Origin of the sequence: Nocardioides panacis (assembly GCF_019039255.1) — a bacterium.
Lineage (GTDB): Bacteria > Actinomycetota > Actinomycetes > Propionibacteriales > Nocardioidaceae > Nocardioides_B > Nocardioides_B panacis.
The window spans coordinates 1,498,144-1,522,137 of record NZ_CP077062.1 but is presented as its reverse complement, the minus strand read 5'-3'; the positions used below and the strand labels follow the sequence as shown (position 1 = coordinate 1,522,137).

21 protein-coding genes are annotated in these 23,994 nt (G+C 68.1%); 9 read left to right on the top strand and 12 right to left on the bottom strand.

Annotated features, from left to right (window positions below):
* Window position 1 precedes the first annotated feature (1 nt).
* Window positions 2-808, bottom strand: a complete 807-nt coding sequence (locus KRR39_RS07355; RefSeq protein ID WP_216941407.1) for a glycosyltransferase family 2 protein — start codon at window positions 806-808, stop codon at window positions 2-4.
* Window positions 809-1,479: 671 nt separating this feature from the next.
* On the opposite strand from KRR39_RS07355, the gene KRR39_RS07350 reads away from it, so the two are divergent.
* The 9 genes from KRR39_RS07350 (at window position 1,480) to KRR39_RS07310 (ending at window position 9,760) form a co-directional block, all read left to right on the top strand.
* Window positions 1,480-2,736 carry a tetratricopeptide repeat protein gene (locus tag KRR39_RS07350; protein WP_254185573.1) on the top strand — a complete coding sequence of 419 codons (1,257 nt, stop codon included), beginning with the start codon at window positions 1,480-1,482 and terminating at the stop codon, window positions 2,734-2,736.
* Between the two features lie 440 nt (window positions 2,737-3,176).
* Entirely contained in the window at window positions 3,177-3,635 is a 459-nt protein-coding gene (locus KRR39_RS07345; RefSeq protein WP_216941405.1) for an FAD-dependent oxidoreductase, read from the top strand.
* Between the two features lie 61 nt (window positions 3,636-3,696).
* Window positions 3,697-4,386 (top strand): NAD(P)/FAD-dependent oxidoreductase, encoded by a 690-nt coding sequence (locus KRR39_RS07340; RefSeq protein WP_216941404.1) that lies wholly within the window; start codon window positions 3,697-3,699, stop codon window positions 4,384-4,386.
* Complete coding sequence (locus tag KRR39_RS07335) at window positions 4,383-5,048, top strand: polysaccharide deacetylase family protein (protein WP_216941403.1); 666 nt, start codon at window positions 4,383-4,385, stop codon at window positions 5,046-5,048. The genes KRR39_RS07340 and KRR39_RS07335 overlap by 4 nt, the downstream gene beginning before the upstream one ends.
* Window positions 5,023-5,490, top strand: coding sequence for a polysaccharide deacetylase family protein (locus KRR39_RS07330; RefSeq protein WP_216941402.1), 468 nt, complete (start codon window positions 5,023-5,025; stop codon window positions 5,488-5,490). Before KRR39_RS07335 ends, KRR39_RS07330 begins: the two co-directional genes overlap by 26 nt.
* A gap of 114 nt (window positions 5,491-5,604) precedes the next feature.
* Window positions 5,605-6,663: a carboxylate--amine ligase gene (locus KRR39_RS07325; RefSeq protein WP_216941401.1), complete on the top strand. Its 1,059-nt coding sequence runs from the start codon at window positions 5,605-5,607 to the stop codon at window positions 6,661-6,663.
* Window positions 6,647-7,741, top strand: coding sequence for a GNAT family N-acetyltransferase (locus KRR39_RS07320; RefSeq protein ID WP_216941400.1), 1,095 nt, complete (start codon window positions 6,647-6,649; stop codon window positions 7,739-7,741). Before KRR39_RS07325 ends, KRR39_RS07320 begins: the two co-directional genes overlap by 17 nt.
* Before the next feature lie 62 nt (window positions 7,742-7,803).
* Complete coding sequence (locus KRR39_RS07315; RefSeq protein ID WP_216941399.1) at window positions 7,804-9,054, top strand: glycosyltransferase family 4 protein; 1,251 nt, start codon at window positions 7,804-7,806, stop codon at window positions 9,052-9,054.
* On the top strand, window positions 9,020-9,760 hold the full coding sequence (locus KRR39_RS07310) for a Rossmann-fold NAD(P)-binding domain-containing protein (RefSeq protein WP_216941398.1): 741 nt from the start codon (window positions 9,020-9,022) through the stop codon (window positions 9,758-9,760). Before KRR39_RS07315 ends, KRR39_RS07310 begins: the two co-directional genes overlap by 35 nt.
* A 66-nt stretch (window positions 9,761-9,826) precedes the next feature.
* Here the strand turns inward: KRR39_RS07310 and KRR39_RS07305 are convergent, their stop codons facing one another.
* From KRR39_RS07305 to KRR39_RS07255, 11 genes are all read right to left on the bottom strand, one after another.
* Window positions 9,827-11,725 carry a polysaccharide lyase domain-containing protein gene (locus KRR39_RS07305; RefSeq protein ID WP_216941397.1) on the bottom strand — a complete coding sequence of 633 codons (1,899 nt, stop codon included), beginning with the start codon at window positions 11,723-11,725 and terminating at the stop codon, window positions 9,827-9,829.
* A 276-nt stretch (window positions 11,726-12,001) separates the two neighbouring features.
* Window positions 12,002-14,368, bottom strand: a complete 2,367-nt coding sequence (locus KRR39_RS07300; protein ID WP_216941396.1) for a polysaccharide deacetylase family protein — start codon at window positions 14,366-14,368, stop codon at window positions 12,002-12,004.
* Between the two features lie 78 nt (window positions 14,369-14,446).
* On the bottom strand, window positions 14,447-15,175 hold the full coding sequence (locus KRR39_RS07295; RefSeq protein ID WP_216941395.1) for a hypothetical protein: 729 nt from the start codon (window positions 15,173-15,175) through the stop codon (window positions 14,447-14,449).
* Window positions 15,176-15,441: 266 nt separating this feature from the next.
* Window positions 15,442-16,137: a YveK family protein gene (locus tag KRR39_RS07290; protein ID WP_216941394.1), complete on the bottom strand. Its 696-nt coding sequence runs from the start codon at window positions 16,135-16,137 to the stop codon at window positions 15,442-15,444.
* Between the two features lie 9 nt (window positions 16,138-16,146).
* Window positions 16,147-17,598, bottom strand: coding sequence for a hypothetical protein (locus KRR39_RS07285; protein WP_216941393.1), 1,452 nt, complete (start codon window positions 17,596-17,598; stop codon window positions 16,147-16,149).
* Between the two features lie 10 nt (window positions 17,599-17,608).
* Window positions 17,609-19,258 (bottom strand): murein biosynthesis integral membrane protein MurJ, encoded by a 1,650-nt coding sequence (murJ, locus tag KRR39_RS07280; protein WP_216941392.1) that lies wholly within the window; start codon window positions 19,256-19,258, stop codon window positions 17,609-17,611.
* Entirely contained in the window at window positions 19,255-19,917 is a 663-nt protein-coding gene (locus KRR39_RS07275; RefSeq protein WP_216941391.1) for a sugar transferase, read from the bottom strand. The genes murJ and KRR39_RS07275 overlap by 4 nt, the downstream gene beginning before the upstream one ends.
* Window positions 19,914-20,354: an acyltransferase gene (locus tag KRR39_RS25570; RefSeq protein WP_216941390.1), complete on the bottom strand. Its 441-nt coding sequence runs from the start codon at window positions 20,352-20,354 to the stop codon at window positions 19,914-19,916. Before KRR39_RS25570 ends, KRR39_RS07275 begins: the two co-directional genes overlap by 4 nt.
* 179 nt (window positions 20,355-20,533) lie before the next feature.
* Window positions 20,534-21,679 carry a DegT/DnrJ/EryC1/StrS family aminotransferase gene (locus KRR39_RS07265; RefSeq protein WP_216941389.1) on the bottom strand — a complete coding sequence of 382 codons (1,146 nt, stop codon included), beginning with the start codon at window positions 21,677-21,679 and terminating at the stop codon, window positions 20,534-20,536.
* A 10-nt stretch (window positions 21,680-21,689) separates the two neighbouring features.
* Window positions 21,690-22,859 (bottom strand): Gfo/Idh/MocA family protein, encoded by a 1,170-nt coding sequence (locus KRR39_RS07260; RefSeq protein WP_254185571.1) that lies wholly within the window; start codon window positions 22,857-22,859, stop codon window positions 21,690-21,692.
* Between the two features lie 640 nt (window positions 22,860-23,499).
* Entirely contained in the window at window positions 23,500-23,925 is a 426-nt protein-coding gene (locus KRR39_RS07255) for a Rieske (2Fe-2S) protein (RefSeq protein ID WP_216941388.1), read from the bottom strand.
* Between the last annotated feature and the right edge of the window lie 69 nt (window positions 23,926-23,994).

The window sequence follows — 23,994 nt, the reverse complement described above, 5'->3', positions numbered from 1 at the left end:
CCTACTCGACGGGGATCATCGGTCGGAGGGCGACGGCGGAGCGCCGGGCCCGGGGCGAGAAGCGCGCGGTGAGGATCTCCTTCAGGACGCGGGTGCCGTCCTTGCGGGCGTTGAGGTGCGAGTCACCGGTGATCCGCGGGAACTCCACGCTCGGGATCTCCGCGATCCGCAGGCCGGCCAGTGCGGCGTGGCTGAGGATCTGGGACTCGATCTCGAACCCGTTCGCGGTCAGCGCGAGCCGCGGCAGGGCCGAACGCCGGAAGGCGACGTACCCGTAGCAGAGGTCGGTCCACTGCGTGTGGAACAACGCGTTGGCCAGCCCGCACAGCGCCCGGTTGCCCAGCCAGCGCACGGTGGTCAGGTCGTGGGACCCACCGCCGCAGGCGAGCCGGGAGCCCTTCACCAGGTCGAAGCCCACGTTGAGCATCGCGACGAAGACGTCGGCCTCTCCGGGGTCCATGCTCCCGTCGGCGTCCATCATCACGATGACGTCGCCGGTCGCCGCCTCGAAGCCGGCCCGCAGGGCGTCGCCCTTCCCGCGGGGCGGCCGTTCGACGACCCGGACGTCCGGTCGCACCGAGCGGGCCTTCTCGACGGTGCCGTCCTGGGAGAACCCGTCGACGATGATGATGTCGTCGAACCGGCGCATCTGCTCCAGCACCGCCGCGATGTTGCCGACCTCGTTGAGGGTCGGGATCACCACGCTGACGCGCAGCCCGACCCGCTGGTCCGAGGGGACGGGGTGCAGCGGCGAGGGCGCCGTGGCGCCGGTCGTGGCCCGTTCCCCGCCGTTGACCCCGGGGACCACCCTGTGACCGTTGGGCTGCGCAGGCAGGAGGTCTTGGGGAATGATGATGTCCGCGGGTTCCACATCTTGCCGCTGTGTCTCCATGTAACGCCTCCGGGAAGAGCGCGACCGCAGGGACTCACCGTGGAGGAGTTGGAACGACGTGGCCGGGTGCGTGCGTGGAGTCGAGTTCCCGCACGTACCCGGCGCTGACTCTGATGGATGCCCCCCCCGGGCCTCCCCCAAAAACGGCGTCTGCTCCCCGGGCCGCTTTGCTTGTCACCGGGACGGATCCCGGTGCTGAGCAACCATCCTTGGGATCGGCCGCGAGCCCCCGCCATAGTCAAAACTGGCTAGCCGACAGGGCGCACGGTCCCCGGAATGCCGCCGAGCGGGTCGAACCGGTCCGGACCGCCGCAACCGCGCGGGTCGGAGGATCTACACGAATCATCCGACCTTCAGGCGTGAAAACGCAGGGCGACCAGGCGACGACCGCGGTGGTAACAAACGGGAAACACCGAAAAATTTTGCGCGTCGCCCGCCTCGGCGTCTCAGAAAGCGAGACGATCCCGCGGAGTGGCGGGCTTGGAGTTCTAACCCTAGTTGTTTAGTGTTCTTACATGGGATGTGTGGACCGGTACGGCCTTCCGCTCACCGGCGGGGTGGAAGCGGTTGCGGCCTACAACCGAGGCGTGGGCAACCTGCTCCGGCTCGAGGAGGGCGCGCTGCACGCGGTCGCGGCCGCCGTCGCCCTGGACCCGACCTTCGCGCTCGGCCACGCGGCCCTGGCCCTGCTCGGCCACGAGCTCTGCGCCCCCGTCGACATCGAGGCCCGGTTGCGGGACGCCCGGCTGCACGCCCGCCGCAGCACGGAGCGTGAGCGCAGCCACGTCGAGGCGGTCGCCCGGCACGTCGGCGGCGACTCCGGGCCGCTGGTCCGGCACCTGCGCCGGCACCCCACCGACGCCCTGCTGCTCTCGGTCGCGGTCCCGACGATCGCCTTCGCCGGGGTCACGACCGTTCCCCGGGACGCCTGGGAGATCGTCGAGCGGTGCGCCCCCGCCTACGGCGACGACTGGTGGTTCACCGGCCTGCTCGCGTTCATGCGGCAGGAGCAGGGCCGCTTCGACGAGGCCATGGAGCTGTCCTGCCTCTCGCTCGACGTCGAGCCCGGCGCCGGCCACTCGGCGCACGCCCGGGCGCACGCGCATTACGAGACCGGCGACCACACCGGCGGCCTGGCCTGGATGGACGGCTGGATCACCGGCGCTGGTGCGCAGGCCGACAGCCTGTGCCACTTCTCCTGGCACGCGGCCATGCACGAGCTGTCGATGGGCGACCTGGACGCCGTCCGCCTGCGGTACGACGCACAGCTCCGGCCGCAGCCCGGCCTGGGGTGCCGCAACCTCGTGGACAGCGGCTCGCTGCTGTGGCGCTGGGCCCTGACGCCGGGCAGCACCGCGGTGCCGAGGATCGAGGAGGTGCTCGCGGTCGTCGACTCCGCGCTGCTCGCCTCGCCCCAGTCGCCGTTCATGGCGATGCACGCCGCGGTCGTGCTGTGCGCCGCCGAGGACGCCGAGGGACTGGCGACGCTCGCGCGGTCCTGCGCGGCTCGCACCGACCCCACCCACGTCGAGGTCACCGCCCCGCTGGCCCGGGCGCTGCGCCGCCTGGTGCTCGGCGACCCGTCGGGCGCCGCCGACGCGATCGCCGCGCTGGCGCCGCAGCTGGGCCGGGTGGGCGGCAGCGACGCCCAGCGCGAGGTCGTCGAGGAGACCCGGATATGCGCGCTGGTGAAGGCCGGCCGCTACCCCGAGGCGCTCACCGTCATCGACGGGCGGCTGGACCGGCGGCGGTGCCGACGCGACGAGTGGTTCCAGGCGCAGGCTCAGCTGACCGAGATCTGGTCGCCGTCCACTGCTCGGTTCTTCGACGCCAGCGGCGCCTGAAACCACCGGGGAGTCCGGTCGGAAAGCGCCGAAAAGCGCCGCCTCCGAGAACGGAGTTTCCTCGCGAGTCGTGTCGTGGTCAATTGTTCGGCACGCAATTCCTCGAGGTGATGCGCCGAACACCATGCTCAGGCTCTCCGCAGATTCCGACCGGAAGTAACCCGGGCTTGGCACGTGGTTGACCGCCCGCGCTCGCGCCGGTGCGCCGGACTAGATCTCGGATCTTGTGGATGTTAGGGAGTTCCGCGGGCTGTCCGGGAAGCCGGACCGCGGGTCTCGACCGGACCACCTCTGTCTGAGGGCTATATGGCTCGTTCGGCTCACCTCCGCCCACCCACTGTCGCCAATTCCGTGCGCATTGCCTGCGCATCCGTGACCGATCGCAGAACCGCAAGCAAACTTGGCCTGTGTAACCCCCTGACGAACATTGGAAATCCCGGATGGACCACACACAGGTCGTCGTCATCGGTGCCGGACCGCACGGGCTCGCGGCCACCGCTCACCTCAAGCGAGCAGGCGCAGAGGTCCTGACGTTCGGTGAGCCGATGGGCTTCTGGCGAACGATGCCCACAGGGATGCTGCTCCGGTCCAACTGGACGGCCACGAGCATCGCGGAACACGTGGGACCTCTGTCCCTGACGAGCTACTGCGAGTCCACCGGCACCGACGTACAGCGTCCCGTCCCGCTGGACAGCTTCATCGACTACGGCATGTGGGTGCACGCGACGGTAGCACCGGACGTCGACCGACGCCGTGTCGTGAGCGTCGAGCAGGAGCCGCGAGGGTTCGTCGTCGCGCTGGCGGACGGCGACCGCGTCGCTGCCCACAAGGTGGTCGTGGCGGCCGGCATTGCGCCCTTCGTCAACCGGCCCGAGGTGGTCGCTTCGCTGCCCCCCTGAGCTCCTTTCGCACACTGCAGACCACCGAGACTTCAGCCGCTTCTCGGGCAAGCAGGTCCTGGTGGTCGGCGGGGGCCAGAGCGCTTTGGAGTGTGCCGCCCTGATGCGTGAGGCCGGCGCGTCCGTCGAGGTCTTCGCACGCGCGCCCAGGATCAACTGGCTGCACGGCGCGAAGTACCACCAGAAGCTCGGCAGGTTCGAGCCCTTGGCGTACGCCCCCACAGACGTGGGTCCTATGGGAATCTCGCGCATCGTCTCGGTGCCGAACCTGTTCCGTCGCCTCCCCCGCCCCGTCCAGGACCGCATGGCCTACCGTGCGATCCGTCCCGCTGGTGCGGACTGGCTGCGACCGCGCCTCACGGACGTGCCCATCCACGTGGATCGGACGGTCGTGGCAGCGCACGCCCACGGCGACCGCGTGGACGTCCGCTTCAACCGTGGGACGAGCCGGGTGGTCGACCACGTCATGTTCGGCACCGGCTACCGGGTGGACGTGTCGAAGTACGGCTTCTTGCCGGAGTCGTTGACCCGTCGTGTCGTGCAGGTCAACGGGTATCCGGTCCTGCGGAGCGGGATGGAGTCCAGCGTTCACGGCCTCCACTTCGTGGGGGCCCCGGCAGCCTGGAGCTTCGGCCCTGTCATGCGGTTCGTGTGCGGCAGCTGGTTCGGCGCCGCGTCCCTCGCCCAACAGGTCGCTGGGTCACGGGCGCCTGCTGCTCCGGGTCTTGCGCCCGTTGGCGAGGAGCTGTGACCGCTGCGGCGGCGGAGGGGCCGCACGAAGCCGAGCCGCTCTTCGACGCAACAGGATTTCTCGACGGCGCACACGACGTGACGAAGCCGCGTTCGCGGTGGCTCGACGCCTACTACGCACTCAAGCCGTTCATCCCGCGTCGCGTGCAACTCGCTGTCCGCCGTCGTCACGGGCGACGACGGTCGACGCGCGGGTTTCCCGCGTGGCCGGTCGAGGACTCGTTGGTGCGCCTCCAAGAGGAGCTCTTTCGCGCGGAGATGGAGCGGCGTGGAGCCGACCGCATCCCGTTCCTCAACTTCTGGCCCGACTCGAAGCGGTTCGGCTTCGTACTCACCCACGACGTCGAGGGCCCCGTCGGCCTCTCGAACGTCGCACGGGTCCTCGAGGTCGAGCGCCGGCACGGGCTCGTCTCCGCGTGGTACTTCGTTGCGGAGGACTACGAGATCCCGCTGGGGACCTTCGAGCTGATCCGCGCCGCGGGAGGTGAGGTCGGACTGCACGGTCTCACGCACAGGGGGGACTCTCTTCCGCGACCGGGCCAGCTTCGAGTCGCAGCTGCCCGGCATCCACCGTTACATGCGCGAGTGGGAGGTGGTGGGCTTTCGCTCGCCCGCCACCCACCGCAAGGCCGAGTGGATGCACGAGCTCGGCTGTCTCTATGACAGCTCGTTCCCCGACACGGACCCGTTCGAGCCGCAACCCGGCGGCTGCTGCTCGATCCTGCCCTTCTTCCTGCACGACCTGGTCGAGCTACCGATCACGCTCCTGCAGGACCACACGCTCTTCGAGATCCTCGAGCAGCGGACGTCGGACATCTGGATCTCCAAGGCTGATTGGCTCGTGAAGCATCGCGGGCTCGTCAACGTCCTCGTGCATCCGGACTACACGGACGCACACCGACTCGACGTGTACGCCCAGCTGCTCGAGCACCTGACCGGCCAGGCAGGTGGCTGGCACGCGCTGCCGCGCGAGGTGGCTGCGTGGTGGCGGCTGCGCGCCACACTCGAGCGGGATCTCGCCGGGCGGATTCCTTCCGGGCTTCCTGCTTCCGTGACGGTGGCGCACGCGGTGCTCGTCGGAGACCGAATCGACATCGAAGCATGACGAGCTGTCCGGGCGCGATCGTCGCCGGGGCGTCTTACAGGGCGCTCGCAGTGGTCAGGAGCCTGGGCCGTCACGGCGTTCCCGTCTGGGTGCTGCAGACCGACGAACACTCGGTTGCGCGGTACTCTCGCTTCACGGTGGGCGCGACCCGCTGGCCGCGGGGGGGACGATGCCGATCGGCACGACGAGCTGCTGCGAATCGTCGAGCTCAACCAGCTGTCCGGATGGGCGCTGATCGCGACGGACGACGAGGATGCGGCGACGATCGCGCGCCTGCATCCGGCGCTCTCCGAGCACCTGGTCCTTACGGTCCCGCCGTGGGACGTCCTGGAGGCGGCCTACGACAAACGGGTCATGCACGAGGTGGCAGCACGGGCCGGGATCGCGCAGCCGGCGACGATGTTTCCCGGGAGTGCCGAGCAGCTGAGCCACGTCGAGCGTTTCCCCGTCGTGGTGAAGCCGGCCCACAAAGCAGTGCCGAACGAGCTGACGGCAGCGAAGTGCTGGCGCGCCGACGACCGGGTGACCTTGTCGGCGCTCTACCAACGTGCGTGCCGGCTCATGGAAGCGAGGGCGTTGATGGTCCAGGAACTCGTTGCCGGCGACGGCCAGTACTCGTTTGCCGCGCTGTGTCGGGACGGCCGCGTGCTCGCCTCGCTCACTGCCCGGCGTACACGCCAGTACCCACTGGACTTCGGGAGAGCCAGCACGTTCGTGCAGACGATCGAGGACCGGACCGTCGAGGATGACGCACGCCGACTGCTGGCGGCGATGCGGCTCACCGGACTCGTCGAGGTCGAGTTCAAGCGGGACCCGACGACCGGCGCGAATCTGCTGCTCGACGTCAACGCGCGTGCGTGGGGCTGGCAGTCGCTCGGTGCGAGGGCCGGCGTGGACTTCCCGTACCTGTTGTGGCTCATGGCGTGTGCACTGCCCGTCCGTGCCCTCGACGCGCGGCCGGGTGTCGGCTGGATGCGGCTGGTCTTCGACGTCCCGGCCGCCGCATCCGCTGTGCGCACCGGGCAGCTGACGGTGCGCGACTACCTGCGGTCCTTCCGTCGCCCCCTCGTGCACGCGGTCATCGCCGCGGACGACCCCGTGCCCGGCCTGCTCGACACCGTTCTCCTCGGCTCGATCTTCGCTTCCAGGCTCCGCCATGGTCATGTCGGTTGAGTCGCTCGTGCACCCCCGCCGCAGAACCCTGCAGCGCGCGCTCGTGCCCCCGTCCAGCTTCGCGGTCGTCGACCCGGTCCGCGACCCGCGCTGGGCGGCCCTCGCGCAGACCGCCTCGGGCAGTTGCGCGTTCCACCACCCAGCCTGGCTCGCGATGCTCGAACGGGTCTACGGCTACCAGGTCATCGCCTGCGCAGTCCTCGACGGCGATGGAAGGTTCGAGGCCGGCTTGCCGATGGCGCTGGTCGGCGGCCGCGTGAACAGAGCCCGGCTCGTCGCACTGCCGTTCAGTGACGTGGTCGTTCCCCTTGCACGCGACGCCCGCGCGAGTCAGTGGCACCGGCTGAGGATCGCGTTGGACCAGTTCCGGCAACAGAACGCACTCTCGATCGAGCTGCGCGGTGAGTTCCCCGGCGTCCCGCGGGAGGCGATCTCGACCTATCGACATCATCTGCTTTCCCTGACACAAGGCTACGAGGCGGTGGTAAGCGGCATGAAGCCGCAGGTGGCCCGGGGTGAGCGGCGCGCTCGCCGCGAAGGTTTGCGCGTCGAGTTCCGGACCGACGGCGGTGCCCTTGGCGAGTTCTTCGACCTGCACGTACGCACACGCAAGCGCCAGGGCGTGCCGACACAGCCGCGTCGCTTCATCATGGCCCTCGAGGACCTCTTCGCGGAGGGTCTCGGGTTCGTCGTCGTCGTGCGCGACGGCCGCGTCCCCGCCACCGCGGCCGTGTTCTTGTCCTCCAACGGGACACTCATCTACAAGTACGGCGCCTCAGACCCTCGCCTTCTGGCCAAGCGCCCGAACAACCTGCTCTTCATGGACACGATCCGCTGGGCGTGCGAGCACGGACTCGAGCGTCTGGACTTCGGGCGGACGGATGCAGACCACGACAGCCTGTGCTCCTTCAAGCGTTCGTTCGGAGCGGCGGAGACGTCGCTCGCCTACAGCACGCTGGCAGGCGACGACGTCCCGGCTCGACGCGGCCACGTCCTGGCGGCGACGGTCATCCGCCGCTCACCGCCCTTCGTGGGTAGGTTCGCCGGCGAGCTGCTCTACCGGGACTTCGCGGCATGACGGTCCGCTGGTCCGTCCGCGGTGACCCTGCGACGGCGTCTGCACCTGGCCGGAAGCACCGGGTGCTCTCGATCGCCTTCACGAACTATCCCGTGGACACGCGAGTTCGCCGGGAGGCGGAAGCGCTCGTCGCACGCGGCATGAGCGTGGACGTGATCTGCCCCTGGACACCGAGCCTCGGGGGGCGGCGGTGGATCGACGGCGTTACCGTCCATCCAGTCGGGACGCTCGAGCTGCAGCACGAGCTGAGTCCCCTGGCTTACATCCAGCGTGATGTCGCATTCGTCGTGCGCGCGGCCGTCGCCGCCCTGCGACTGCAGGTCCGGAACCGGTACGACGTCGTCCAGGTGAACACGATGCCGGACTACCTCGTCGCGGCTGCGGCGCTGCCGAAGCTGCTGGGCGCCAAGGTCGTGCTCGACGTGCACGACCTCGTTCCCGAGCTCTACGCAGCCAAGTTCGGAGTGGACGAGAGCAGTCTGGTCATCAAGCTGGTGACCTTCGTCGAGCGATGCTGCGTCCGCCTCGCCGATCGCGCGCTCGCGGTGCACCGCCCGCATCTCGAGGCCCTGCTGCGTCACGGCAACCGCGAGACCAAGTTCAGCATCGTGATGAACACGCCCGACATGCGGTTCTTCTCTCGACGGAACGAGCCTTCGCTCTCGGGACCGTTCGTGCTTCTGTACCACGGAACGGTCTCGCGTCGACACGGCCTCGAGACTGCTGTCCGTGCCGTCGAGATCGCTCGGCAGACGTACGACGACATCGAGCTCCTGATCGTCGGCGAGGGCGACGACGTGGAGCGGCTCAAGGGCATCGTCGACGCGCGCGGACTCGGTCAGGCGGTTCGCTTCGAGGGCATGCGGCCGGTCGAGCAGCTACGACCGCTGTTCGAGCGCGCGTCAGCAGGCATCGTCCCCTATGTCGAGGACCCATTCACGCGGTACATGCTGCCGGTGAAGCTGCTCGAGGACGTTGCGCTAGGTCTTCCTGTCATCTCGTCCGAGACGTCAACCATTCGTGCGTACTTCGACGAGACGATGGTCGCGTTCGTCCGCCCCGGCGACATCGCCGACCTGGCCGCGAAGATCGTAGCTCTCCGACGGGATCCGGAGCTGCGCGATTCGCTGGTTCGCAACGCGGACACGTTCCTCGAGCACTACTCGTGGGCCCACGAGAGCGAGCAGTACCACAGCCTGATCGAAGGACTCGCCGCCTCACGCACTACCCGGTTCACGGGATTGAGATCGATGCGCAACCTACTCAAGGAGCGGACTCATGGCCAAGAAGACAGCGGTGATAGGACTCGGTGAGGTCGGTCGACCTCTCTACGAGCTGATCGGGCAGACAGAGGCCGACGTGCTCGGCATCGACGTCGCCCCGGGTGAGCTGCCGCGGCCCGGCACTGTCGGGGTCATGCACGTGTGCATACCGTTCGAGATCGACGACTTCGTCGGCGAGACCGCTCGCTACGTGGACCGCCTGCGCCCGGAGCTGACGGTGATCAACAGCACGGTGGGGGTCGGAACGACTCGGGCCGTCCACGGGCGGACCGGCGGACGAACCGTCCACAGTCCGATCCGCGGAAAACACGCTCGGATGCTTGAGGACCTGACGTACTACGACAAGTTCATCGGTCCGATCGACGCCGACGCGGGAGATCTCGCGACGCAGCACTTCGAGTCGCTCGGCATGGGGACGACCGTCCTGTCCTCGCCCGAAGCCAGCGAGCTTGCGAAGCTCACCGAGACGACGTACTTCGGTGTGCTGATCGCTTGGTCACAGGAGGTCGAGCGGTATTGCGAGGCCGTTGGTGTCGACTACGACGAGGTCGTCGCGTTCTATGAGCAGGTCGGCTACCTTCCGCCCGTGAAGTTCTTCCCGGGCGTCATCGGCGGACACTGTGTGATGCCGAACATCGAGATCCTGAAGGGCATCGCGGACGCGCCGCTCCTCGAGGCCGTGCGGTGCTCGAACGAGCACAAGGTCGCGCGGGAAGCCACGAACGCGAGCGCGTAGACCCTGTCCAGCTTCCGCTATGCACAGACTGACCCGTCCCGCGTGAAGCGACCAGGGCTCCCCCGCTCACTGGTTGAGGGCGTCGATCCGGCTCAGGATGTCTCCGACCTTGTGCAGCGGGGCACCAGCCGTGGAGCAGGCCGCGCAGGTGGGCGTGAAGTTGGACGCCCGGAGCTGCGAGAAGCGCGGCGGGCTCGACGTGGGCATCGGTCCCACGAAGCCCGGGTTCGTGGACGTGCTTCCAGGGATCGGGTCGCCCCCGTACGAGACGTTCCCCGACGCTGTCCAGGTCCCGCCTGGAGCACTCCAGTAGCCACCGTACTTGATGGTGTTGGTGAGCCTCATCGGTCCGTTCGCCGGCACTTCGGAGCCACCCTGGGGGGCGTAGATGGTGTTGTGGTCCATCGTCCAGCCGCTGACCGCGAGATCCGTCATCACGTTGTGCGAGGCGGAGGCCAGGAACAGCGTGTTGGTGATCGACACGTTGTCGTACTTCGCTCCGGTGCCGCTGTCGCCCGGGTAGAAGCCCTGGTTGCCGCCCGGACCGAAGAGCATGTGGTCGACCGTGATCGCGGACTGCTGGCCGCCCGAGTAGATCTGGATACCGTCGGCGTGCGTGCAGCCGGTCGACTGGGGCTCGTTGAACGAGTAACCGGGGTACTGCGGGTTCTCCCGCGCGAAATAGATCCACGAGTTCTGGAACGTCAGGTCGTGCAGAGTGCCGTTCGCGTGGGTCTGGTCCTGGAAGTCGTCCTGGCCACCGTCGTGCACCAGCAAGCGGTCGAAGGTCAGGTGGTGGCCGCGCAGGGTGATGTTCTCCCCGTCGGAGTTGTAGCCGTTGGAGATCGTGGTAGGAACGCCGTTGTCGAAGATCTCGAGGTTGCGCAGCGTGATGTGGTTCGCACTGTCGGACCCGAAGGCGACGCCGTTCTGCGCGCCGTATGCCATGATGCCCGACCGGGCGACGCCGTCGAGGGTGACGTAGGACTGCCCGTTGAGGTCGACCAACCGGCTGCGGCCGGCGGGTGCAGTGTAGGACGACTGGTGGCAGTAGGGCAGTGGGACGTCACGACCGCCGAACAGCACGACGGTCCCGTCGCGTCCCGGCTCCGTGGCCCGACGGATGGTGACGGGAGCCGCCGAGGTGCCGGAGCGCCCGACCGTCAGCGTCGTCGAGTAGGTCATGCCGCAGGAGACACCTGGGCGGGTCGTGGTGAAGTCGTAGGCGCTGGCGCAGCGGCTCGAGCCGCCGTCGATCAGCACAGTGTCACCAGGCTGGACCGCAGCCCAATTGATGGCCGACAGCTCGCTCCACGCGCTCGACCACGACTTCCCGTCCGCGTTGCTGCCGCGCCGGGAGACGTACCAGGTATGGCCGGTCGGGCTCGGTGTGGCCGTCGCGGTCGGTGTGCCTGTCGCTGTCGGTGTCGGCGTCGAGCCGGCCCGTGCGAAGTCCATGTCGTCGACGGTCAGACTGCCCTTCGACTGCAGTGCGAGCCCGAAGCTGACCCGGTCGACGCCCGCCGGGATCGGCTTGGAGGTATAGGCCGAGTGGGACCATCCATTGCTCGCGGGGGCGAACGTGCCGCTCTCCTGCCAGCTCCAAGCACCGGTGGTGGCGTTGCGGGTGAACAAGACCCACTGCGCGGTCCCGGTGAGCTTGGACCAGCCGCTGACCGTGTACCGCTGACCCGGCGTCACGTTCAGGGAGCACCGGTCGGCCCTGTCGACGACCAGCCGCCGGGCACCCGATGTGTACGAGGAGATCGTCACGTTCCCGGCCCAGGAGCCGGAGTGCGCGTCAGACGTTCGCGCGAAGCGTGAGCTGTTCGTGCCGTAACCGTCCTGCCGCCAACAGTCCGGCGCGGCGGTCTGCCCCGCCTGCTCCAGCGAGCGGTTCAGAATCGTGGTCGTCGCGCTGGCAGTCGTGAGCCCCAGCGAGGAGACGAGGGCGAGCATCACCACGCCTGCGAGGCTTAACAGAGCAAGGGTCTTTGGGGTCTTCGGCACGGATGCCTCCGGTGTGAATCGGTTTCCCCCGAGGGCTCCCCAAATCTAGCGTAGATATATTTTACCTGGCAAATCAGACGTAACCGGTATGAGCCTCGCGACGGCTTGACCTGCGGGTATGCCGTCAAAAGACACGCACGCAGCGGTGCCTCACGATGGCACGCAGGAGCCGCGCAGAACGCGGCCACCGCCAGGGAGGAACGCCTTGCTGCGCGAGCACCTGCTCGTTGCTCAGTCCGACCGTCCCCGCACCACTCGGGAAAGCGGGCAGCCGAACGCGGCGGAGCAGGGGGGAGCCTGACGGGCGAAAGTCGGTTCCAGCCAGGAGCGGCGGTGCAGGTCCCCCCTCACGAGGCCGATGTACGTCGCGGCCTGAGCGGACCTCCACGCTCCTGCGTACCAGGCGCCGACGCAGCCCCAGATGTCGCCGGCCGCGTAGCTGTGGTCACCGGTGTTGGCCAGCCACGGGACCCATCCCTCATAGCAACCGCGGAGGAACGAGCCCAGATAGTCGAGGGCGAACGCAGTGGAGTCACGGTTGAACGGGAAGGTGCCGTTCTGGTTGTGCGGCATGGCTCCCCACGTGGGGTCCTGCCACGACTTCACACCGACGATCGAGAACGTCGCAGGGCAGCGTCCTCGCCCGTAGTCCCGCTCGTAGTCATGGCCTGCTCGGCTGATGAACGCACAGTACCTCCGGCTCGCTGCGGTTGGCTGCGTGATCAAGTCTCCGCAACCCATCTTCAGGACGCATCGACCCGATCGATAGGTGTCGTACTGGGTCCATGTCGACTCGTGCACCGCGATGGCGCGCAGCAGGTTGTCCGAGACTCCCCACTTGCACGCGGCCCACTGGATGTTCTGGTCGGTCGTTCCCCTGTGGGCCCCGGTCACGCGGGGAAGCAGCCAGCTGTACCACTTCGCCGCGTAGCTGCGGTCTCGCGGCAGCGTGACCAACGAGGTGTGGATCACGTGTCGCGGCGGCATCGTGTGGTTCGGTCCGTAGTTGTCGGGTCGTGGCTCCCACGTCGATGCATGCACTCGCTGCGCGCATCTCGCATCCCTTGGTAGCTGTGACCACGACCCCGGTGGAAGGGTGGAGAAGTAGCCGGACGGCGGAGGAGGTGGGAAGCCCGACGGGTGCTCCGACTCCGCCCCCTGCCCTGACGGTGGCGGAAGGCGGATGTACGCCAGCGTGGCTGTCACCAGCAGAGCAAGCGCCATGACCGCCACGGCCGACAGCCCACCGTAGGCGACCCTCCGGTCAAGGGACCAGTGAGCACACTGAGAGCGAGCGGCACCGACCACCCGCATCGCTCTCCGCCTCATCGTCTCGGCTGCAGGCGACCGCGAGCAGCGTTTCTCCACAGCAGACCCGTGCCTCCGAGGACGGTCACCACGAGCAACGCGAAAGAGGTGCCTGCGACGATGCGTCGAGCGGGGGGTGACGCCGAGAGTCTGGCCCGGTCCCTCGCCACCAGCCACGTCCGTGAGGACCGCGTGGATGCGCTGTGTCCGAGCCGTCTCGGAGTGGCTGGCCGCATCCCTGGAGTAGAACCTGAGCGTCGTCGATCCCGAGACGACGAACGGATGAACGTAGCGCTGCCAGGAGGCGCTGGTCTTCGGGTCCGTCCCGTCGGTCGTGTAGTACGTGGCAGCAGGGCCGGCCCCGCCGGTGACATGCATGCTGATCCGGACACCGCTCGGGCCAGACCTGGGGTCCGAGCACGGCGACGGTGTGCACGCGACCTTCGTGTGCGGTGGGGCCGAGGATGCCTGCGAGCCGTTCGCGATGACGTCCCCGACGGTGCGCACCTCGAGCTTGCCCGCGGATCGCTGGGCGTCCAGCCACGCCACGAGCTGCTCGAAGCGCGACGACGTGGTCGACTCCTGCGAGGTGCACGAGCTGTCACAGATGCCGTGGAACACTAGGATCACCCAGCGCGTACCGTTCTGCTGCTCAGCGTTGGTGACGACCCGCTCGAGGTCCTGGACGTTCGTGTCGATCCTGGCTTCCTGCGGGGTGCGCAGCTTGTACGCGTCGACGGGCGGCATGTTCTCCCAGTACTGCCCCGCTGCCTGGCCCACCCCCCTCGCGCTGCTGTAGCCGCACGACCTCACCATCGACGTGCTCCGTGGTACCGCAGCGGTGGGATAGGCGAAGGACGTCACAGGAGCGAAGCCCTCCCGGATCAAGTGCGCCCGGTCGTCACACACCTCCTTGACGGCGGTCTGCTCACTGACCTGGTCGAGGACTGCGTGGTGCGAGGTGTGACCGCCGATCTCGTTGCCGGCGTTGGCCAGCTGGTAGAGCTGCTGCCATCCCATGTAGAAGCTGCTGCTGCCCACCATTCCTGAGTTCACATAGAAGGTTCCGGCCATCGCGTGTGATCGCAGGACCGGGAGCGTCGAGTACTGGGTGGCCTGTCCGTCGTCGAACGTGATGCTGACGACGGTCTTCGCCGGCGTCGTCGGTCCCGTCGACCCGGAGGCGGTCCCCGCGGTCGCAGCCGAACCCAGAGCAGGCACCGCGAGGACCAGCGCCATCGCCAGCCCGGCGAGCTGGTAGAAACGGGCGCAGCGGACGCGTCTCGTCATGCGCGCACCTTCTTCCCGAAGAGTTGGTCCCGCGCGCGAGTTGCGCTCGGCATGGACGTTGTGTGGCCGCCGTCACGGTCAGAGGCCATGTGGACAACCGGATCGTGAGGTACACGGAGGTCGGAACTCCCCCCACGCGGGGTCGAGCCAGGTCTGGTGTCGAAGGTCGTGGCGGACATCCGCGACGTAGGCACGCGCCGGCTTCGTGTGCCAGGCTCCGGCGTACCAGGACCCCACGCACCCCCACAGGTCACCGCGGCCGTACGTACCGTCACCGGTCTTCTTCAACCAGTGGACCCACCCTTCGTCGCACGCGCGGAGGTAGGACGAGAAGTAGTCCAGCGCAAAGGCGGTCGAGTCCCGGTTGAAGGGAAAGGTGCCGTTCTGGAGCCGTGGTGACCGATCCCACGAGGGGTCCTGCCACGACATCACGCCGACGACCGAGAAGGTCTTCGGACAGCGACCGGCACCGAAGTCCCGCTCGTAGTCGTGGCCGGCTCGACTGATCTCCGCACAGTACAGACGCGAGGCTCGATCCGGCGTGCGCAGCAGGTCCGCGCACCCGAAGGTCAGCACGCAGGTGCCGTTCGGGTAAACCTCGTACTGGTACCAGTTGGACGCTCGGACTGCGACGGCCCGCAACACGTTGTCCGAGATGCCCCACTTGCAGGCAGCCCACTGGATGTTCTCGTCCGTCGTGCCGCTGTGACGGCCCGTGACCCGGGCAAGCAACCGCGAGTCCCACCTGGAATGCGTCCACTGCGACCGCTCGGCAAACGAAGCCTGCACCTCCCGCTCGACCGGCATGGCGTGGTTGGGAACCCAGTTGTCCGGTCGTGGCTCCCACGTGGAGCGATGGACCCTCTTGCCGCAGGCGGCATCGCTCGGGGCGCTCTTCCACGCACCCGGGGGGGGATCGTCGCGAAGTACCCGGACGCGCGCGGAGGCGATCCGTCGACCGGGGGCTTGTCGACCGCGGCGAACGCCAGCCATGCGAACGTCATCGTGCCCATGACCACCGCCAGTGCCGCTGCCACCCGCTGAGGGCGAGTACGAGGGAAGAGCATGGCCGGCTAACCCTTGATGTCAGGACTATGTGCGTCGCGCCGCCCGGTTGCGTTCGCCTGTCGACGCGGTTTCAGCCAGGAATCCGTCGGCTCTTCCCGAGGCGGCGGACTGTCCGAGTGCCCGCCGGCACGTCGTCCACCGGGTCGAGCATCGAGCGCCCAGTCCCAGACGAGCGAGGCCGCGATCCCTATCAGCAACCCACACAGGGCAGCGACAGCGACAACGAGCGTGTAGTTCACTGCGGTGGGCCCCGTGGGCATGGTCGGAGTCGTGATCACATCAGCCACACGTGCGTCGCCCCCGCTGTTCCGGTAGTCGACGTAGGCGCGAGTGACCGCGTCCGTGCCGTTGAACGCAGCAGTGGGCGTCGCCGCCCTGAAGCTGATCTCGAGCACCGTGGTGTTCACCGGGTTAGCCACCGAGAGGCCTTGCTGCACGACCTGCACCGGCTCGTGCAAGCCATGTGCTGCTCTCAGCAACACGTCGCCCGACGCGGCGATGGCCGCCTCGGTGCTCATGTTCGCATCCGTGGGCACTCCGTTGAACACTTGCGGTTTGACGCTGACGCTCGCGCTCGCGACGTACTTCGTCGGACGGAGCGTGAAGATCGCCACGGCCGCGAGCACGCTCACCACCATCGCGAACAGGATGATCCACACGTGCGCTTCCAGGAAGCCCCGGGAGCGGGGGGCGAGTTCCATCGTCGGGTTTCAACGGTCTCCTCCTTCGACTGACTGACGTGCGGCCGGGATGTCGGCACCCGCGGTCTTCTCGGCTCCTGCGGTCATCGAGAGCGCCAACAAGGCGAACAAGGCGTCCGCGGAACCGCGGTAGGTGAGGTGGGGATCGAAGATCATCGTGACCACGACGACGTTCACCGCGGCGAAGGAAGCCAGGGCCGCTACGCTGCTCCAGCTGGACAGGCTTCGGCACCGACGCAGAGTCATTCCTCCAGCGGTGCGTGCGAAATGGACGAAAGCCGCCAGAAGCGGGATTCCGCCGCCCCACAACAACCACGTGTAGCCGCTCTCGATCCAGACGTAGCCGGTGTCCTGCGTCGGGACGCGCACCCTGGCCGCCGGCCGAACCCCGAGCAGGATGTCCGGTCCGGAGAAGATCTCCGGCCAGAAGTACGTGCGCAGGTTGGAGAGCCGGGTGGTCCAGCTCACCGGCAGTCCGCTCACGCCCTGGAAACCGATGAGCCGGTGCTCGATCACCGGCCACATCATCACTCCTGTGCCGACGAGAAGGAACGGCGCGTAGCGCAGGAGGTCGAGCCGACGCAGAGCCGCCGCCACGGCGATGACCCCGACCAGGAGAGCAAGGACGCTGGAGAACTCGCCTGCCGCGAAGACCCCGGGCAGATAGACCGCAACGGGTACGGCCAACAGGAAGCCGTGACGTCGGACTCGGTACCAGATCCCCGCCACGATCGCGAGGTTGAAGACGAGGAGGTCCGCAGCCGCGGCCGGCAACGCCACCGTCGCGCCGGCGCGGGGCGCCTCGATGGCCACCTGGTTGGTCCCCTCAGGGATGTACCAGTCCATCAACAGTCCACGGATCCCCAGCAGGTCGAGCGCCTGCAGAATCCCGATCACCCCGACCACCGTGGCGGCGGCAACCGAGGCGACCAGACACCACAGCACCTCGCGATCGGCCCGGACAGAGACACGCACGAGGACGTAGACAGCGAGGAACTTCCAGAGAACCAACGCATAGCTGATGTCGTCGCCGGTCGGAGACTGCCCTCGGGCTGCCATCCAGACCAGAGGGACGAAGGAGGCGGCGACCGCCATCAGCACCAGGGACCAGTCCAGGGGACCCAGCCGGTCCCTCATCCTGACGCGACTCGGGGCGCGAACCAACCCCCTCGCCGCGAGAATGGCAGCGAGCGCGAGGAGCACGGCCTCGTTCGGTCTCAGCAGCGGGATGAGCTTGCCACGGTCGATGCCGACGACGAACGGAGTGATGCCCACGTACAGCACGGCTGCTACCGCGGGTCGCCTCCAGACGCCGACCGCAAGACCGGCGCCGACCATGCCGGCAACCGCTAGCGCGGGCCGAACCGAGGCGAGGGCGCCGGCGACGACAGCAGCCATCCCCGTCAAGCCGAGCAGCGCGCCCGCCTTGAGCCGTGGGCTCTCGAAGACTTCACTCGTCATGGTCACGGCGTCACGTGGTCCTTCGACGTCGGCCAGAGGTGACTGCCTTGCCGCGAACCGCAGAGCGCAGCCTGGCCAGCTCCGGGGAGCGCAACATGGCTTGAGGCAGCAGGTAGGCCGCCAGACCGACACCGGATCCCACCAGCAACGTGAGGATCCACCCCGTGCGCGCCGAGCCACTCGGCACGACCGCCCTCGCAGCCAGCCAGACGATCACCGCCATCACGAGTGCCCCGAGGCTCGCGCGCGCGAGTGATCCCGCCAGCGGGCGGAGCGACACGTGCTCGTTACGGGTGACGCGGCGGAGAAGATGGGCGCCGGCCACCAGTGATGCGACCGCGAAGGCCCCTCCCAGGAACGCGTTCAGACGGGGGTCCGGGATCCACGGGGAGAGGGCACAGATCGAAAGGAAGACGAGGGCCTGCAGGAAGGTCGAGCGAAGCGGCGAGCGGGTGTCACCGCGCGCGTACGCGGCCTGCGTCGACACGAAGAAGCACGTGTAGCCGATCAAGCCGAGCGCCAGGGTTCCGATCGACTCCGCGATGATGTGGACAGCGAAGACCGTGTTCATCTGGCCGGCCGAGACCGCTCGGGCCAACGGGCCGGCGAGAACGACGTACCCCAACGCAGCCGGGACGGCGAGGAACAGCGCCAGGCCGAGTCCGTCGATGAAGACCCGGCCGAACTCGGTCGTCTCTCCCCCGAGGTGGAGCCGGGACAGTCGAGGGAGGAGCGCCAGTCCGACGGGTGTGGCGAACAGAGCGACAGGGAGGAAGAAGAAGTTGAGGCCCATCTGCATGGCCACGCTGCCACCGCCGACGCGACTGGCCAGCACGAGAAGCATGAGCGTCTGCGCCGCCAGAAGACCGGCCTGGGTCACCGATCGCAGTGAGCGTCCGATGATCTCGACGACTTCGGGCTGGCGCCAGCCGCGCCGAGGGAGAATCGTGACACCGTTCCGGTAGGCCCCCCACCACTGGAGCCCCGCGTGCACGGCCACAGCTGCCGTCGAGCCGATGCCGAGCAGCAGGATCTCACCGAGTGCCGGCGAGGCCCCTTGGCTCGAGCCGCGTCCGTAGAGCACGCCCACCGCACCAAGGACCGCGGTGACGCCGATGTTCTCGACGGCCGGGGCAGCACTGGCGAGTGCGAAACGGCGGTGAGCGTTCATGGCGGCGGTCGAGGAGCCCACCACGGCGTACAGAAAGACCTGCGGCACCGTGAGCAGGACGAGCAGTCGCACGACCGGCAGGTGCTCCGCACTCGACCCGGCATCCGTCCCGACGACGTGCAACAGCTCCGGGAGGAGCAGGACTGCAAGCGGGACGACTGGAAGCAAGACCATCCACGCGACCCCGAGGAATCCCCCGCTGATGAGCGCGGCGTGCCTCGAGTCGTGCCTGTCGATGTGCAGCACGAGTGCCGGAACGAGCAGCGAGGAGAACATCGAGCCGGCCAGGAAGCCGAAGTAGATGAGGTTGGGCAGGGTGTTCGTGATCTGGAAGGTGTTTCCCAGGAAGGTCGGTCCCAGCACGGCGCCGAGCACGACCACGCGCACCACCCCGGTTGCCCGGCTGAGGAATGTGAAGGTGCCGATGACGAACGAGTCACGGGCGGTCTCGTCCGCGCGGGAGATGCCGACACCGGGTCGAACCGTCACCGCGCCCCCCCTTCCAGGACTGCGTGGGCGGTCCTCGCGAGGATCACGAGGTCTGTCCAGAGGTTGCGGCGCGCCACGTACTCGAGATCGAGCCGGATCCCCTCGAGCATCGGCAGGCGGTTCCGTCCACTCACCTGCCAGAGACCGGTGATGCCTGGCCGCACCGTGAAACGGGGATCCGCCCAGGGCGGGAACCGCTCCACCTCGTACGGGAGAGCGGGTCGCGGCCCGACCAGGGACATGTCACCACGCAGCACGTTGAACAGCTGGGGAAGCTCGTCCAGGCTGCTGCGCCGCAGGAAGGAGCCGATCCTCGTCACTCGCGGATCGCTGGGAAGCTTGTAGAGGCCGCCTTCCGCCGTGACCTCGCCGGCCAGCAGGCGCCGCACGTAGTCCTGGTGCAACGTGGCGTCGCAGTCTGACTGCATGGTCCGGAACTTGTACATCACGAAGGGCTTGCGGCTGGCTCCAAGTCGGGTCTGCCGGAAGATCGCGCCGCCAGGCCCCGAGCACCTCACCAGCACGACCAGGAGGAGGTACAGCGGCGACAGGCACACCAGTGCGACCGCGGCGACGGTGACGTCGATGAGGCGTTTGACCGCCAGGTCGGCCGCACGCACCCAGCTCAGTGACCCTCGCGCCGTCCAGGCATCGGTCATGCTCGCCTCCCGATCTCGTGTGCTCTCACCCTCGTGGAGATGTCGGGCAGGTCCTCGACACGGCCGCGAACCGTCGCTGGGTTGCCGAACGCGACCGATCCGGCCGGCAGGTCTCGTGTGACCACCGATCCGGCCCCGACCAGGCAGCCCTCGCCGATGACCACGTACGGAAGAACGGTCACGTTGACCCCGAGCTGTGCCCCTTGTCGGATCGAGGGCCCGGACATGACCTCGGCGGATGCGCGTTGGCCGGGATACAAGTCGTTCGCGAGCGTGACCCCTGGCGCGAGGAACGCCTCGTCACCGATGTCCGTGTACTGGGCGATGTAGCAGTTCGTGTGGATCTTGACGCGGTTGCCGATGCGGCATCCGTAGTCCACGACGGTGTTGCTCCACACCGATACGTCGTCGCCGACCGCGCACTCCTCGCGCACCACGACGTGGTGACCGGTCTCGAACCGGTCTCCGATGCGGCTTCCGAGGTACACCACCGACCCGCTGCGGAGGACTGCGTCCTTGCCGAGCCGGAGTGTGGACGGAGCGGACCGACTTCCCGGATGACCGAGGATCACGTCCTGGCCGGCCGAGAGCCCTGGACCGATGGACACGCCCGACCTCATCGGTTCGACACGCCCGATGCGATCCGGTTGCTCGCTGTCGCCACGCGCTCGACCTTCTCGATCGACATGTGGGGGTACATCGGGAGAGACAGGATCTGCCCTGCGGCCCGCTCGACGACCGGGAGCCTGGCGTGTCCGAAGCGCCTGAACGGCGGGACCAGGTGACAAGGCGTCGGGTAGTGGATGCCGGTTGTCACGCCGACGGTGGCCAGCTGCTCCCTGACCCGCTCTCGCTGAGCCACACGTGCGACCGCGAGATGGTGAACGCCGGTCGCACCTGGGCGCTCCTGAACCATCGTGACGACGTCCTCGTCGAGGAGCTCCCGGTACAAGCCCGCCAGCGCACGTCGTGCCCGGTTCCATGAGTCCAGCCTGCCCAGCTTCGCGCTCAGGACGACCGCTTGCAGGGCGTCCAGTCTGCTGTTCGAACCGAGGCAGGTGTGCTCGTGATGGCCCGACCGTGAGCGCCCGTGGTCGCGAAGTGACGACAACCTCTCCGCCAGCACCGGGTCGCCCGTCACCACAGCGCCCGCGTCACCGAAAGCCCCCAGGTTCTTGCCTGGGTAGAAGCTGAAGCAGCCCGCGTCACCGAAGGACCCGGCGCGGCCCGTCCCCCAGGTGGCGCCATGGGCCTGGGCTGCGTCCTCGACCACGTGGAGCTGCAGTCGACGAGCCGTGGACATGATGCGCTCCATGTCCGGCATCTGCCCGTAGAGGTGCACGACCACGACCGCTCGGGTGTTCGCCGTCACCGCCTCCTCGATGATCTCCGGCGTGACGAGCAGGGTGTCGGGGTCCACGTCCACGAATCGGGGCGACGCGCCGGCGAGGACGACACCCTCGACCGTGGCTACGAACGTGTTGGCCGGGACGAGGACCTCGTCGCCGGGCCCGATCCCGAGCGCCCGAAGGGTGAGATGCAGGGCGTCCGTCCCGTTGGCGACCCCGACCGCATGGCTCGTGCCGCAGTAGGCCGCCCATTGATGCTCGAAGCGGGCCACTGCGTCCCCCCCGATGAAGGCGTTGGAGTCGAGGAGCTCGGCCCAGCGCGTCATGACCTCGGGACGAACCTCGTCCGTCGTGGCGGACAGGTCGAGGAACGGTATCGACGAGCGGTCTGTGTCCATCGCCTCCTGATGCATCTCAAGCCCCTCAGTCCGTGGTGGAGGCCCGGCCGGAGACCGCGAAGCGCGGTGGAACCTGGCTGGGCATGCTGAGATCCGACGTATCCGTCAGCTCCTCCCGAACCTCCCGCATGTCGACCGCACGTCCCTCTTCGTGCGACAGCTGCGCCGCCTCGAGCACCTCCACCACCGCGAGGCCGGACTCTCCGTCCGTCAGGGCTCTCGTACCGTTGAGAACGCAGTCGGTGAAGTGCTCGTCCTCGACGGTCAAGGGCTCCTTGAGCGAGAGGTAGGGGGTGACGACCTCGCCGTAGCGGTAGGACATGGGCGGTTGGCTGAGATCCACGTCGACAGGAGGCGTCTCGACAGCCCGGCTGTTCTCGACCACGCCCTTGTTGTGGACCCGGATGCGCTCCTCGGTGGCGAGGTCGTCGAAGACCACCATCTTGCTGCTGCCGACGACCGTGACGCGGCGGACCTTGCACGGATCGAGCCAGCTGACGTGCACGTTCGCGATCACTGCTGGATCCGCGTAGTGCAGGCGGAGGTGAGCCACGTCCTCCAGCCAGCGGTGCGCGTGCCGGCTGGCCCAGCACTCCACCTTCACCGGACTCGCGCCGAAGACGTAGTTGGCTATCGACACGTCGTGCGGAGCGAGATCGAAGATCACGTTCACGTCGCGCTGGTAGAGGCCGAGGTTGAGCCGGGCGCTGTCCAGGTAGTACGGGACCCCGATCGTGCCGCCCTGCACCATCTCGCGCAACGTCCGGACCGCCGAGTGGTAGGCAAAGGTGTGTCCCACCATCAGCACCACACCAGCTCTTCGGGCAGCCGCAACGATCGACCGGGCGTCCTTGGCGCTGGCAGCCAGGGGCTTCTCCACCAAGACGTGCTTCCCGGCTTGGATCGCTGCCAGCGCGAGCGTCCGGTGCGTCCCCGGCGGCGTGGCGATGACCACGGCGTCCACGTCGTCCAAGGCGAGAGGCAGCGCCGGGCAGGTCTCGACGTTCGGGAACGTCCGGCTCAGTGCCTCGAGTCTGGGAAGGCTCGGCTCAATCACGACGACCTTGTCGACCACGTCGAGGGCCGACAGTGCTCTGACGTGCTTCGAGCCCCAGTAGCCGCATCCGACGACGCCGACTCGGAGTCCTGTGAATTCGTTCATGTTGACCTCATGGGTGACGCATCTCGATGTCACGGCCATAAGGGTCAAAGCACTATGTCTCAGCCGTGTTGGTTGGATGGGCGCGCTTCCTGTCGACGGACCCCCTGTGGCGATGGACCCCCGGAAAGCACTGACGGCATGTCCGACCCCCACACGACATGGCTCGCGATCCTCAGCGGAGATGGTGGTGCGCTGTCTCGAGCCTTTGCCGGATTGCGGGGTGATCGTCTGCCGCCTCGTACTGAACGAGCATGCGTGTCGACTGCAATCGCGCTCAATGACCAGTTGAGGCCAGATGCGCTCCCATGCCCCAACGAGCACAGCCCTCTGCAAACAGGGCAAGACCTCCGCACGAGGGCCCCCCTGGCGAACCCGAACGCACTAGTGGCCCGTCGCAGGTGCGCAACGACGGTCACTACCTACCTAGCCGTGCCAGATCCCCCCGCACGTGGGGCCTCAGACACGGGCATCTCGTGCAGGAAGATTTACGGAGTGGACTAGTTCATCAGTCACACCTGCACCAGCGGAGGCACGTGCTCGGGTGTGGCCCAGATGGCTAGGCGTCGGCGCTCAGGAGTCTGTCTTTCACGACATGTGCCGCGACTCGCGGGTGCAGCCGGGGTGGCGTCCGCGGGCAGGTGGGCATGGGCCGGCCCGTCTCGGGGGTCCGGGCTCAGCTGACCGAGATCTGGTCGCCCTCCACGGAGACCTTCTTCTCCGCCAGCGCCGACTGAGCAGGACCGCCCTGGGGCGAGCCGTCGGTGATCGAGAACGTGCTGCCGTGGCACGGGCAGACGATCTTGCCGCCGAGCACCTTGTTCACCGTGCAGCCCTGGTGCGTGCAGATCGCCGTGAACGCCTTGTAGGTGCCCTTCTCGGGCTGGGTGACCACGACCTGCTGGTCGGTGAGGATCTTCCCCCCGCCCACCGGGACGTCCTTGGCCGCGACGGTCACGGGGGCGGCGGACGCGCTCGGCGCCGAGGCGCTGCTGCTCCCGCTCCCGCTGCCGCAGGCGGCCAGCAGGGGCAGGGCCGCCCCGCCGACGGCGGCCCCGCGCAGCACGGTCCGGCGGCTCGGGTCGGTGCTCTGGTCGCTCATCGCAGCTCCCGGGAGGTGAGGGGGTCGGTTGAAGCTCACACTAGAAGGCGCTCCGTCGGAGCACCTGAA

Coding starts and splice junctions, on each gene's coding strand:
- KRR39_RS07345 (WP_216941405.1), top strand. CDS start 3,177: ATGGACCACACACAGGTCGTCGTCATCGGTGCCGGACCGCACGGGCTC.
- KRR39_RS07330 (WP_216941402.1), top strand. CDS start 5,023: ATGCACGAGCTCGGCTGTCTCTATGACAGCTCGTTCCCCGACACGGAC.
- KRR39_RS07320 (WP_216941400.1), top strand. CDS start 6,647: ATGGTCATGTCGGTTGAGTCGCTCGTGCACCCCCGCCGCAGAACCCTG.
- KRR39_RS07310 (WP_216941398.1), top strand. CDS start 9,020: ATGGCCAAGAAGACAGCGGTGATAGGACTCGGTGAGGTCGGTCGACCT.
- KRR39_RS07300 (WP_216941396.1), bottom strand. CDS start 14,368: ATGACGAGACGCGTCCGCTGCGCCCGTTTCTACCAGCTCGCCGGGCTG.
- KRR39_RS07295 (WP_216941395.1), bottom strand. CDS start 15,175: ATGCCGGTCGAGCGGGAGGTGCAGGCTTCGTTTGCCGAGCGGTCGCAG.
- KRR39_RS07290 (WP_216941394.1), bottom strand. CDS start 16,137: ATGGAACTCGCCCCCCGCTCCCGGGGCTTCCTGGAAGCGCACGTGTGG.
- KRR39_RS07285 (WP_216941393.1), bottom strand. CDS start 17,598: ATGACGAGTGAAGTCTTCGAGAGCCCACGGCTCAAGGCGGGCGCGCTG.
- KRR39_RS07275 (WP_216941391.1), bottom strand. CDS start 19,917: ATGACCGATGCCTGGACGGCGCGAGGGTCACTGAGCTGGGTGCGTGCG.
- KRR39_RS07265 (WP_216941389.1), bottom strand. CDS start 21,679: ATGCATCAGGAGGCGATGGACACAGACCGCTCGTCGATACCGTTCCTC.
- KRR39_RS07255 (WP_216941388.1), bottom strand. CDS start 23,925: ATGAGCGACCAGAGCACCGACCCGAGCCGCCGGACCGTGCTGCGCGGG.